Source organism: Comamonas sp. NyZ500, from assembly GCF_016772095.1.
Lineage (GTDB): Bacteria > Pseudomonadota > Gammaproteobacteria > Burkholderiales > Burkholderiaceae_C > Comamonas > Comamonas thiooxydans.
The window spans coordinates 1-11,845 of sequence record NZ_JAEIJE010000037.1; the positions used below are offsets into that span (position 1 = coordinate 1).

An 11,845-nucleotide genomic window follows, 5' to 3' on the forward strand; every position below is an offset into this window, starting at 1 on the left:
CCCCCGGCGCAGGTGGTAACCACCCCCGGCGCAGGTGGTAACCTGACAAGCCACAAAAACGCCCGCAAACCCTTGTCAGTACTGAGTTTTCGCGTTTTTCCAAAATTCCGGTCTAAGAAGTTCTAAAGAACTTCTACCATGCGCGGCTTTCAGCCGCCGCTTTAGGCGTCGTCTGAAGCCTTGCCTTCGGGCTTCGCCCTGCGCGGGCTAAAGCCCTTGCAGACACACCCCCGCCCCCGCCCCGCCGCTACCCCCTTCCTTGCAGGCGAAAACGCCTCTACTGGCTTTCTAGGGCCTCTGCCGGGGCTGCGGTGAGCGTATCCAGCAGATCGACTATCCGCCTCATGGCTTCTAACCACGCTTCGTGCATCCAGAATGGGGCTATTTCGCCGTGCTGGAGTGTGCAAAGCGGATTGAGAACCCGGCGCGGGTTCTTCCATGTCTCGACGGAAAGCACCAGCCCGTCCGCATGGATGGAAAAGACTGGTAGCGCTTTCGGCTGGCCCTTCTTCTTGCCTTGCGTTTCGGTTGGCTTGAGGTCGTCCCAAACGCCTTGCACGGTTTTGTTCAGTTCGTCGATGAAGCGTTCCGGCATGGTTTTCAAGAGTTCGGCAGTGATTGCGTTCGCGTCCTCAAATTGCTTTCTTGCTTCGGCTTCCTTTTTCCGTCGTTTTTGCCGCTCCTGTTCGTATTCGTCTAAGGTTTGCCTGTGTCTGCGCTGTGCTTCAGCTTCCGCTTCTTCAGCTTGCCTTCGTGCTTCCTCTTTGGCTTTCTGTCGGTGTGCTTCACCCTCTGCTGTGAGTGCTGGTTTTACCAGTTCGCCAGACTTGGCCTCGATGGTGATCGAAAGCGGTTCGCCGCGATGGTCTACCAGATCGAACGGCAGACCATCAGCATCGAAGGCGGTTAGGTAGAGATTGGCCCCATAGACCTTGTGCCCCGGCCTCACAGCTTCGTATTTTTCTGCTGCTGCGTGCAGTGCTTCCGCTAGGCGTTCTGCCGTGATTTCTCCTTTGATCTTGATTCTCATGGCAACCTCCATCCGTAGGTGCCATCCGATGCGGGCTTGACGTAGCACACGCCTTTTTCGACGTACCACCCCGGCCTATCGCACTTCGCCAAGCTGGCGAGGCTTCCCGTTTGCGCGAAGCGGTAGGCCAAGCGCCCCTCTGGCGTGTTGGCCCATGCCGCCGCCGCTTTCTCGTCCTTGGCTTCGGTGTATCCCGCGCCGTATCCGGCCTGATAGCCCGAATCCTTGCCGCTGCTGTGCATGTACCAGCCGAACAGGCCGACGCACAGGAAGGCCACCGCGATGCAGCCCGCCGCCCACTGCCACATCTGCTTTGCCGATGTGTTGTGCGCGACCTCTTGCGCTGCTGCTGCTACCGCTTGCGCCAAATCCGCCTTGGCTGCTTCCGCTGATGCTTTCACGGTTGCATCCGCCGTTACCTTGAAATTGACCAAGGTATCTTTGGCCGCTTGTGCTATCGCTTGCGGGAACTTCTCATACTGGCCTTGGTAGTGTTGCAAGGCCATGAGCACCAGCCACAGCGCATCATTGTTTTTCAGGCCGAGCGCATCCCGAACCCGGTAAAGACTTTGCCGCTCCGCGTCACTAGGTTGCCTGCCGAGCAGCTTTGCAAAGCTGTCGTCTAGGTCACTCATGGACTACGGCCTCCAATACCTTTTTGGCCTCGTTGCGCCACCGCGTAAGCTCCGCACGGTTGCCAATGGGCAGTTCCTTGAGTGCTACCGCAATGCTCATGCGCTTGCTGTAAATGTCATCGCTCACACGGTCGGCCATGTCCGGGAATGTCACCGATTTCCCGCCGCGTTCCTCTACCGCCGTGCGCAGCTTGGAGCCGTTGTAAAGCTCGAACTTCTTTTCTTCCCCGAAGTGTCCATTGCGTACCACATGAACATCCGCATTCGGAATTGCGTCCATGTATTCCTTTAGCAGTTCGAGGCTATCCCGTTGGCGGTTAATCACCCACAGCGTGACCAGCTTGCGCTTGAGTTCTTCAAGCGTGCTATTCAGTGTTTCACCGTAGGCGCTCACGCCCTTGTTATTCCGTGCTGCCGTGTTGATTACCACGACGCTATCCGGCTTGCTATCGCACAGGTTCACTAGCTGAATCCATCCGTCCGCCTCATCCAGATTGATAAGCTCCGTTTCCGTGCTTTCTTTATAGGCTTTCCATACGTCCGGGTTAGAGGTGTCAGACTCAATCAGCAAGACGCTTTCGCCGCGCTCTTGCAGGTAATCAACCGTTGCCATCGTAACAAGCGACTTGCCAACGCCGCCCTTGCTGCCACCGATCAGGTAAATGCTTTTCGCCATGTTGCTTACTCCTTAAATGTCGTCGCTGTCAGGTTTCGGGGTGAATGTCGCCTTCGATGTATCCGCAGGCTTCTTATCGGCGGGGCGGGGCGGGGGTGTGTCTCCCGGTGCTTGCACCGGGGCTTTTTTCGCTGGCTTTGCTCTCTGCAAGTAGCTCTTGAGCGTTGGGGTTGCGATGCTCAGACCTTCGCCGCGCAGCGTCTCGGAAATCTGGTCAAGCGTGTATCCACGCTTTTGCAAAGCGGCAATCTCTTTGGATAGCACGCGCACGGCCTCTTGCTTGCTGTGCTCCTGCTTCTTCTTTTCGACTGGCGGCATCTCACGAAGCTTTGAAGCGATAGCCTCTAGCTGCTCTGTTGTGTATTTCATTCTGCTAACTCCTTTGCTCACTGGTTGCGGAGTTGACAGCATAGCGCCTTTTATGCTTGTTGCAAAGTGCGTCCCGTGCACCTAAACTGCTGATATGATAGTAGAGTGGTTGAGCAATACAGGATGCGGATTGTCATACACATGCTACGCATGTTCCTGCCAATCCCCGCCTGCCCATTCGGCGCTTCGCTTCTCACGGTCTGGCTCATCCTGCAAGGGGCAAGCCCCTTGACCCCGGACAGTGCGGCGCTTTCGCTTCTTACTGTCCAAGACACACCCCGCCCCCGGCGAGAAGGAGACATGATGCCATTTGAAACGCAGGGGCCGGAACCGCTGGACGCCGTTATCAATGTGCGGCTGACCGCAGCGGAGAAGGCCAGATTGAAAGAGGACGCCGACCTTGCCGGGTTGAGCATGTCCGAGCTTGTCCGCCGCCGCTACTTCGGCAGGCCGATCATTGCCAACGCCGACGCCGTGATGCTCAAGGAGCTGCGGCGCATCGGTGGATTGCTGAAGCACATCCACAACGAGAGCGGAGGCGTTTACAGCAAGGAAACAGCCGGGGCGCTTGTTGCGCTCAAGGACTACTTCAGGAAGCTAAACGATGATCGTTAAGAAGGTTCCGAATCCGAAGAAGTCCGCGAGCAAGGCGCAGCGCATCGGCCAGCTTACCAGCTATGTCCGTTCGCCGGAGTCGGAGAGTCCGCAGGAAAAGTGTCTGTATGCCGGGGCGCGGGGTTTCATGATGGACGACCCCAAGAGCCAGACGGCAGAGATGATTGCACTCTCACAAGAAGCCGTGCGCAGCAAGGACACCATCAATCACTACGTCTTGAGTTGGCGCGAAGGCGAACAGCCAAGCCCGGAGCAAGTAGAGGAAGCGGTTAGCATCTTCATGGATGAGCTTGGGTGGAAAGACCACCAAGCCATCTATGGCCTTCATTCCGACACGGACAATATCCACCTGCACATCGTCATCAATCGGGTGCATCCCGAAACGCTCAAGATTGTTGAGAAGAACCGTGGATTTGATATTGAACTGGCACACAAAGCCATTGCACGGATTGAGCACGCCCAAGGCTGGCAGCGTGAGCAAAACGGGCGCTATCAGGTGTTGGAGAACGGGGAGCTAGGCCGAGCGCCATACGACCCGGAAAAGCCACGCCAGCCCGACCAGAAGAAGCGGGACATGGAGAACCGCACCGGGGAGAAGTCAGCCCACCGCATCGCCATCGAGGACGGCGCAGCCATCATCAAGCAGGCGCAGACGTGGGAGCAGTTGCACCGCGAGTTAGCAGCCAAGGGGATGCGCTACGAAAAGACCGGCAGCGGGGCGACCGTGTTTGTCGGGGATGTTGGCGTGAAGGCCAGCGATGTAGACCGCAACGCCAGCCTTGCCAAGATGCAGAAGCGGCTAGGTGAATACCAGCCAGCGCCGCAGCGTCAGCAGGTAGCGCCGCGCGAGCCGGAGCCGATCAAGCCAGACGTGCCGGGATGGAAGGACTACATCACCGGGCGCAAGGCACACTACGCCGAGAAGAACGCGGACAAGCTGGCACAGGACAAGCGGCAGGAGCAGGAGCGCAAGCAACTTGCCGAGCAGCAGAAGGCCCGCCGCGATGAACTCATGCGCGGAAACTGGAAAGGCAAGGGCGAAGTGCTCAACGCCATGCGCAGCGTGATTGCCGCCGAGCAGGCCGCAGAGAAAGCGGCCTTGAAGGAGAAGCACCAGAAGGAGCGCGAGCAGCACCGGCAGCGGTTCCGACCCTATCCCGACCTGGAGCAGTGGCAGCGGATGCAGAAAAGCCCGGAGCTTGCCGAGCAGTGGCGACACCGGGCCAGCGAGCCGCAGCGCATCGAGGGCGACCGCAGCGAGCCGCCGACGCCGCGAGACATTCGCGCCTATCAGCCTGAAATCGTGGGCCAGCAGGTGCATTACAGCCGGAAGGAAGAAGCGGGGCGGGGCGGGGGTGTGTCTTTCGTGGACAAGGGCAAAAGCATCGATATTCACGACTGGCGCAACCGGGACAGCACGCTTGCCGCGTTACAGCTATCGGCGCAGAAGTGGGGCAGCTTCACCGTGATGGGGAACGACGAATACAAGGCCATGTGCGGGAAGTTAGCAGCAGAGCACGGCTTCAAGATCACAAATCCAGAGCTTCAGGAGAGCATCCAGCAGGAGCGGCAGCGGATACAGCAGGAAAGGGTGCAGGCGATGAAATCGGAGCAGCTAAAGCAGTTCGAGCGGTACGCGGAAGCGGTAGGCGCAGAGCGTTACCGGGTAACGTCTATCAAGATGCGCGAGGACGGCAGCAAGCAAACCTTCATCCTCGACAAGAAGGACGGCATCACGCGGGGCTTCACACCGCAGGAGATCGAGCAGCGCACGCCGGAGATGCAGCGCCTACAGCGCCGGGGCGAAAACCTCTACTACACGCCGCTATCGGACAAGAAGCATCACATCCTCATCGACGACATGAACCGGGAGAAGCTGGAGCGGCTTATCCGCGACGGCTACCAGCCCGCCGCCGTGCTTGAATCCAGCCCCGGCAACTATCAGGCCATCATCACCGTGCCGAAGCTGGGGACGGCCCACGATAAGGACGTGGGCAACCGGCTGAGCGATGCCCTGAACCGTGAATACGGCGACCCGAAGCTATCGGGAGCCATCCACCCGCACCGTGCACCCGGCTACGAGAACCGCAAGCCCAAGCACCAGCGGGAGGACGGCAGCTATCCCGAGGTGCGCTTGCTCAAGGCCGAGCGCCGGGAGTGCATCAAGGCGCTGGCCTTGTCCAGCCAGATCGACGCCGAGTATCAGCGGCAAGCGGCCTTGAAGGCGCAGCAGCCCGAGCGCAGCAAAGCCAAGCCCGCCTTGGAGCTTGCAGCGGCCAGCGGCAGCGCGATCGACGCCTACCAGCGGCATTATCGCGACGTGCTCAAGCGGCAGCGTGGCGGCGAGGTGGACTTGTCCCGCTTGGATTCCATGATTGCCGTGCGTATGCGCGTCACCGGCCACGATCAAGCCGCCATCGAGGGCGCTATCCGCCAGTGCGCCCCGGCCACCCGGCAGAAGGACGAGGGCCGCGACTGGAACGACTACGCGCAGCGCACCGCCCGCTATGCCTACAGCGCCGCAGGCGACCGCCAAGCCGCCGAGCTTGGGAAGTACCGCCAGCAGTGGGAGAAGCTGGAAGGGCGCGAGCCTGTACGCCAGCAGGAGCAGGCCAAGGCGCAGAAGATCGAGCGCGATAACTCGCCGGGGATGAGTCTTTAAATACCTGTTGCATGTAACTTGCGAGGTGCGTACAATGTTGCATGTAACTTAATTGGAGGCTTGGAAATGGCAACAGCACACGTTAATCAGCGGGTTCAGAAGCATCGCGATGCATTACGCATGGCGGGGCTTCGTCCGGTTCAAATCTGGGTGCCGGATACGCGCCGCCCCGACTTCGCGGAGGAGTGCCGCCGCCAATGCCTGCTTGTGGCTCAGGCCGACAGCGCCGACACCGCCATGCAGCAGTTCATGGATGAAGCCTTGGCAGACGTGGACGGCTGGACGGAATGATGCGCGGCGACCTTGTGACCATCGCCATGCAGGGCGACTTTGGCAAGCCACGGCCTGCGCTTGTGGTTCAGGCCAACCAGTTCAGCGAGCACGGCAGCGTTACCGTGCTGCCTGTCACCAGCACACTTAATGCCGCGCCGTTGCTGCGCGTCACGGTTCAGCCGAGCGCAGAGAACGGTTTGCAGAAGCCATCGCAGGTGATGGTCGACAAGGCGATGACGGTGCTGCGCAGCAAGGTAGGGCCAGCTTTCGGGCGCATCGACGCGGACGCACTGCTTGAGGTTGAGCGTTGCTTGGCCGTGTTCTTGGGGATTGCGAAATGAAAACGATCTACACCATTCCCGCCCCGGATTCCTTGGGCGCGATGATCGAGGTCTACGGCGAGCCGGAAAACGCTTGGTACGAGTGGCGCATCATCGACGGCGGGCGCACCGTGCGGGACACCGGCACGGAAGGCCACAGCGCCTTTCAGGGACGCCAGTACGGGCAAGCAGAGATTGCCCTACGTGATGCGCTCATGTTCGCTTCTGGCCTGCCCATCGACGGCGACACGCCGACCGATGCCGCCAGTCTGGAAGCGGGCTATGCCGCCAAGGCGAAGGCAGAAGCGGCGCGGCAGGGTGCGGGAACACCCGGCAGCGCCTAACCATAACCGTTCTACACAGGAGAACAGCATGGCTTTAGACATTATGGCGGCCTTCACCAATGAGCCGCCAGAACTTGATTTCATCTGGCCCGGATTCTTGGCCGGAACCGTGGGCGCACTTGTTGCACCTGGCGCAACTGGCAAGAGCTTTTTTGCTCTTGAAGCGGCCATGTCAATCGCTTGCAGTGTGGCAGGCGGCGACCTTGTAGGACTGGCCCCGGCGCACACCGGGCGCGTGGTCTATCTCGCTGGCGAAGATCCACAGCCCGCCCTTGTGCGGCGTGTCCACGCCATCGGCCAGCACCTCAACCAGTCGGCCCGCGAAGCCATCGCTGAGAACCTGATGCTTGAGCCGATCATGGGCAAGCGGTTGAACGTGATGGACGAGGCGCACTTGCGCCGCGTCATCGACTACAGCGCAGGGGCGCGGCTGATTGTGCTGGACACATTGAGCCGCATTCACAGCCTCGACGAGAACAGCAACGGCGACATGGCCCACCTTGTTTCCGTGTTGGAACACATCGCGGCAACCACCGGGGCGGCTGTCCTGTACCTGCACCACGTCAACAAGGGCAGCGCCCGCGACGGCCAGACCGACCAGCAGCAGGCAGCGCGGGGCGCGTCTGCCCTGATCGACAACGCCAGATGGTGCGGCTATGTCGCCAAGATGACGGAGCAGGAAGCCGAGCGCCTGAGCGACCGGGGCTTTGATCGTGCGCCCATCGGCAACGAGCGGCGCGGCCTTTTTGTCCGCTTTGGCGTGAGTAAGCAGAACTACGACGCGACCCCGCTAGACCGCTGGTATCAGCGACACACCGGCGGGGTGTTGCTGCCGGTAGAGCTACAGGAGATCAAGCGTGAGAGCGGCAACAAGGGGGGCAAGGGCTATGACTCAGCAGCGTATTAAACCGGCCTATGCCAAATTCGATCCCGCTCATGTGTTTGACGGGCTTTTCGTCCCCACGAAGGGGAAGAAGCGCGGGCGACTGTATGTGCCGCCGCGCCGCTTCGGCGATAGTGAAATCAGCTTTCAAGGGTTCGAGCAGCTTGGAGCTGATGACCAATCAATCTTGCTTGCAGTAAGCGCCCAGCTTGGCATTGACGGCTTGATGATCGAGGCAAAACCACCCGGCGAAATAGGCCAGCAATTGCGCCTTGCTTTGGACTTTGACAACGATGATGGAAGGCCGCTGAAAACCAAGAAAACCAGTTTGCGCAGCCTGCTGATTGATGCTGGATATGACGACCCAGAAAGCGGGGCGGCACTTGCCAGAATCAAGGAAAGCCTGAACCGAATGGGTAACGCGCAGATACGGGAAATCAATCACGCTACCGGCTGGGATTACCGCTGCAATCTCCTTTCGAGTCGGTTCAATCACAAGACTGGGGAAATCTTTGTTGCCGTCAATCCGCGCCTGACCGGGGCGGTTTTTCGAGAGCAACACGTCAAGGTTTCGCTTTTCGAGCGCAACGAGCTGGAGAGTGAAGCCGCCAAGCTGCTGCACTGTTGGCTGTGCTCAAACATCCGGCTTGGCCGTTCGCTTGGCAATGGCAACGGGGCGCACATCGACACGCTAGCGCCCCACGTATGGGGCAAGGCGGCGTGGGAAGAAGCATCAACGAAGGTTCGATCAGTCAGGCGGGGTCAACTACGCGATGCTTTAGACGAAATCTCAGACCGCACACGCGGACTGCAAGGCGGTATGGGATGGGCCATCGACCAGACCAGCAGCGGGCTTGTGCTGGTAAGTCGTCCCAAGGAACTGCCGTTCCTTGAGGGTGAGCACGACATGCGCCCCAGCGAATACCACGACCTCATGAGCCAGCCGCCAATGCAAGAACCAGATTTGTTCGACCCGCAGGACTGGACGCCGGACTGAGCCGCACCTGTTCAAGACCGCCGATGATGAGAGCCAGGCCTCGCTCGAATGCCGCGTCCGGACCGCCTTCGTAGACGATTTTCATCGCGCTCTGTAGGCGCGCCGGCATCGTAGACGCTGAGGTGGTCAACTGATCTTCGCCCCGCTCCTCGGCGTCTGCCTCGCTAGCTTGCTGCTCAAGAACAGCGCCGACGGTGAAGTAGCTGATTGCCATCAACGCATAGGTCGCGTCACCTGCCGAAAAGCCAGCATCGCAAAGGAAGCGAAGCTGCGCGTCGGCTTTTTCCATCTGCGGCGCGGCTGGCCGCGTCCCGGCATGAATACGCGCGCCATCGCGATAAGCGAGCAACGCCCGTCGAAAACTGCATGCATTGCCCTTCAGGAATGAGCGCCAGTCGTCGTCGGCTCTCGGCACCGAATGCGTATGATTCTCCGCCAGCATGGCTTCGGCCAGTGCGTCGAGCAGCGCCCGCTTGTTCCTGAAGTGCCAGTAAAGCGCCGGCTGCTGAACCCCCAACCGTTCCGCCAGTTTGCGTGTCGTCAGACCGTCTACGCCGACCTCGTTCAACAGGTCCAGGGCGGCACGGATCACTGTATTCGGCTGCAACTTTGTCATGCTTGACACTTTATCACTGATAAACATAATATGTCCACCAACTTATCAGTGATAAAGAATCCGCGCGTTCAATCGGACCAGCGGAGGCTTGTCCGGAGGCCAGACGTGAAACCCAACAGACCCCTGATCGTAATTCTGAGCACTGTCGCGCTCGACGCTGTCGGCATCGGCCTGATTATGCCGGTGCTGCCGGGCCTCCTGCGCGATCTGGTTCACTCGAACGACGTCACCGCCCACTATGGCATTCTGCTGGCGCTGTATGCGTTGATGCAATTTGCCTGCGCACCTGTGCTGGGCGCGCTGTCGGATCGTTTCGGGCGGCGGCCGGTCTTGCTCGTCTCGCTGGCCGGCGCTGCTGTCGACTACGCCATCATGGCGACGGCGCCTTTCCTTTGGGTTCTCTATATCGGGCGGATCGTGGCCGGCATCACCGGGGCGACTGGGGCGGTAGCCGGCGCTTATATTGCCGATATCACTGATGGCGATGAGCGCGCGCGGCACTTCGGCTTCATGAGCGCCTGTTTCGGGTTCGGGATGGTCGCGGGACCTGTGCTCGGTGGGCTGATGGGCGGTTTCTCCCCCCACGCTCCGTTCTTCGCCGCGGCAGCCTTGAACGGCCTCAATTTCCTGACGGGCTGTTTCCTTTTGCCGGAGTCGCACAAAGGCGAACGCCGGCCGTTACGCCGGGAGGCTCTCAACCCGCTCGCTTCGTTCCGGTGGGCCCGGGGCATGACCGTCGTCGTCGCCCTGATGGCGGTCTTCTTCATCATGCAACTTGTCGGACAGGTGCCGGCCGCGCTTTGGGTCATTTTCGGCGAGGATCGCTTTCACTGGGACGCGACCACGATCGGCATTTCGCTTGCCGCATTTGGCATTCTGCATTCACTCGCCCAGGCAATGATCACCGGCCCTGTAGCCGCCCGGCTCGGCGAAAGGCGGGCACTCATGCTCGGAATGATTGCCGACGGCACAGGCTACATCCTGCTTGCCTTCGCGACACGGGGATGGATGGCGTTCCCGATCATGGTCCTGCTTGCTTCGGGTGGCATCGGAATGCCGGCGCTGCAAGCAATGTTGTCCAGGCAGGTGGATGAGGAACGTCAGGGGCAGCTGCAAGGCTCACTGGCGGCGCTCACCAGCCTGACCTCGATCGTCGGACCCCTCCTCTTCACGGCGATCTATGCGGCTTCTATAACAACGTGGAACGGGTGGGCATGGATTGCAGGCGCTGCCCTCTACTTGCTCTGCCTGCCGGCGCTGCGTCGCGGTGCATGGAGCCGGGCCACCTCGACCTGAATGGAAGCCGGCGGCACCTCGCTAACGGATTCACCACTCCAAGAATTGGAGCCAATCAATTCTTGCGGAGAACTGTGAATGCGCAAACCAACCCTTGGCAGAACATATCCATCGCGTCCGCCATCTCCAGCAGCCGCACGCGGCGCATCTCGGGCAGCGTTGGGTCCTGGCCACGGGTGCGCATGATCGTGCTCCTGTCGTTGAGGACCCGGCTAGGCTGGCGGGGTTGCCTTACTGGTTAGCAGAATGAATCACCGATACGCGAGCGAACGTGAAGCGACTGCTGCTGCAAAACGTCTGCGACCTGAGCAACAACATGAATGGTCTTCGGTTTCCGTGTTTCGTAAAGTCTGGAAACGCGGAAGTCCCCTACGTGCTGCTGAAGTTGCCCGCAACAGAGAGTGGAACCAACCGGTGATACCACGATACTATGACTGAGAGTCAACGCCATGAGCGGCCTCATTTCTTATTCTGAGTTACAACAGTCCGCACCGCTGCCGGTAGCTATTGACTATCCGGCTGCACTAGCCCTGCGTCAGATGGCTCTGATCCAAGGCAAACTGCCAAAATATCTGCTGGCACCGGAAGTCAGCGCCCTGCACCATTATGTTCCGGATCTGCATCGCAGGATGCTGCTGGCTACCCTGTGGAACACCTACATCTGTATTAACGAAGCGCTGGCATTGACCCTGAGTGATTTTTCTCTGGTGCCGCCCTATCCCTTTGTGCAGCTTGCCACGCTCAAAGGGGTTTGAGGTCCAACCGTACGAAAACGTACGGTAAGAGGAAAATTATCGTCTGAAAAATCGATTAGTAGACAAGAAAGTCCGTTAAGTGCCAATTTTCGATTAAAAAGACACCGTTTTGATGGCGTTTTCCAATGTACATTATGTTTCGATATATCAGACAGTTACTTCACTAACGTACGTTTTCGTTCTATTGGCCTTCAGACCCCATATCTAATCGATAGGTGAACCATCCTGCACAATTCTAATGATTTTCATGAATCCTGTCGTTTTTAACATAATGGGTATTAAGTGTAGTGTGTTTGTCTATCAATAAGAGATTTATCTAATTTAATTCAAGCCCCCGGCGCAGGTGGTAACCACCCCCGGCGCAGGTGGTAACC

The 11,845-nt window shown here is 59.3% G+C and carries 14 protein-coding genes and 1 pseudogene; 9 read left to right on the top strand and 6 right to left on the bottom strand.

The features are described 5' to 3' along the window. Positions 1-277: 277 nt before the first annotated feature. Genes JAO85_RS25100 through JAO85_RS25115 form a run of 4 tightly spaced genes read right to left on the bottom strand, consistent with a single transcriptional unit; the run spans position 278 to position 2,710 of the window. Positions 278-1,030: a hypothetical protein gene (locus JAO85_RS25100; RefSeq protein ID WP_009873360.1), complete on the bottom strand. Its 753-nt coding sequence runs from the start codon at positions 1,028-1,030 to the stop codon at positions 278-280. After that, positions 1,027-1,665, bottom strand: a complete 639-nt coding sequence (locus JAO85_RS25105; RefSeq protein WP_009873359.1) for a DUF6753 family protein — start codon at positions 1,663-1,665, stop codon at positions 1,027-1,029. The genes JAO85_RS25100 and JAO85_RS25105 overlap by 4 nt, the downstream gene beginning before the upstream one ends. Continuing rightward, a complete protein-coding gene (locus JAO85_RS25110; RefSeq protein ID WP_009873358.1) occupies positions 1,658-2,341 on the bottom strand; it encodes a protein mobD in 684 nt (227 codons plus the stop codon). The genes JAO85_RS25105 and JAO85_RS25110 overlap by 8 nt, the downstream gene beginning before the upstream one ends. Before the next feature lie 12 nt (positions 2,342-2,353). Then, a complete protein-coding gene (locus tag JAO85_RS25115; protein ID WP_009873357.1) occupies positions 2,354-2,710 on the bottom strand; it encodes a hypothetical protein in 357 nt (118 codons plus the stop codon). Between the two features lie 303 nt (positions 2,711-3,013). Between JAO85_RS25115 and JAO85_RS25120 the strand changes: the two genes are divergently transcribed. The 7 genes from JAO85_RS25120 to repC all read left to right on the top strand — a co-directional run bounded on the left by JAO85_RS25120 (position 3,014) and on the right by repC (position 8,804). Further along, positions 3,014-3,325 (top strand): ribbon-helix-helix protein, CopG family, encoded by a 312-nt coding sequence (locus JAO85_RS25120; RefSeq protein ID WP_009873356.1) that lies wholly within the window; start codon positions 3,014-3,016, stop codon positions 3,323-3,325. Further along, entirely contained in the window at positions 3,315-5,987 is a 2,673-nt protein-coding gene (traI, locus tag JAO85_RS25125) for a TraI/MobA(P) family conjugative relaxase (protein WP_047353284.1), read from the top strand. Before JAO85_RS25120 ends, traI begins: the two co-directional genes overlap by 11 nt. 120 nt (positions 5,988-6,107) lie before the next feature. Then, positions 6,108-6,278 (top strand): antitoxin MazE family protein, encoded by a 171-nt coding sequence (locus JAO85_RS25130; RefSeq protein WP_237735007.1) that lies wholly within the window; start codon positions 6,108-6,110, stop codon positions 6,276-6,278. Continuing rightward, the gene (locus JAO85_RS25135) at positions 6,275-6,601 is read left to right on the top strand and encodes a type II toxin-antitoxin system PemK/MazF family toxin (RefSeq protein WP_009873354.1); all 327 of its coding nucleotides are present in this window, start codon (positions 6,275-6,277) and stop codon (positions 6,599-6,601) included. Before JAO85_RS25130 ends, JAO85_RS25135 begins: the two co-directional genes overlap by 4 nt. Beyond that, positions 6,598-6,924, top strand: a complete 327-nt coding sequence (locus JAO85_RS25140) for a hypothetical protein (protein ID WP_009873353.1) — start codon at positions 6,598-6,600, stop codon at positions 6,922-6,924. The genes JAO85_RS25135 and JAO85_RS25140 overlap by 4 nt, the downstream gene beginning before the upstream one ends. Before the next feature lie 28 nt (positions 6,925-6,952). After that, entirely contained in the window at positions 6,953-7,831 is an 879-nt protein-coding gene (locus JAO85_RS25145; RefSeq protein ID WP_009873352.1) for a helicase RepA family protein, read from the top strand. Beyond that, positions 7,812-8,804: a replication protein C, IncQ-type gene (repC, locus tag JAO85_RS25150; protein WP_009873351.1), complete on the top strand. Its 993-nt coding sequence runs from the start codon at positions 7,812-7,814 to the stop codon at positions 8,802-8,804. Before JAO85_RS25145 ends, repC begins: the two co-directional genes overlap by 20 nt. Here repC and tetR read toward each other — a convergent pair. Continuing rightward, positions 8,740-9,420 (bottom strand): tetracycline resistance transcriptional repressor TetR, encoded by a 681-nt coding sequence (gene tetR / locus JAO85_RS25155; RefSeq protein ID WP_202789280.1) that lies wholly within the window; start codon positions 9,418-9,420, stop codon positions 8,740-8,742. The genes repC and tetR overlap by 65 nt on opposite strands. A 105-nt stretch (positions 9,421-9,525) precedes the next feature. Between tetR and tet(A) the strand changes: the two genes are divergently transcribed. Further along, complete coding sequence (gene tet(A), locus JAO85_RS25160) at positions 9,526-10,716, top strand: tetracycline efflux MFS transporter Tet(A) (protein WP_202789281.1); 1,191 nt, start codon at positions 9,526-9,528, stop codon at positions 10,714-10,716. A gap of 91 nt (positions 10,717-10,807) precedes the next feature. Here the strand turns inward: tet(A) and JAO85_RS25855 are convergent. After that, a pseudogene (locus tag JAO85_RS25855) lies at positions 10,808-10,897 on the bottom strand (type VI secretion protein); the annotation flags it as partial. A gap of 268 nt (positions 10,898-11,165) precedes the next feature. Between JAO85_RS25855 and JAO85_RS25175 the strand changes: the two are divergent. After that, positions 11,166-11,471, top strand: a complete 306-nt coding sequence (locus JAO85_RS25175) for a tyrosine-type recombinase/integrase (protein WP_009873361.1) — start codon at positions 11,166-11,168, stop codon at positions 11,469-11,471. The last annotated feature ends 374 nt before the right edge of the window (positions 11,472-11,845 follow it).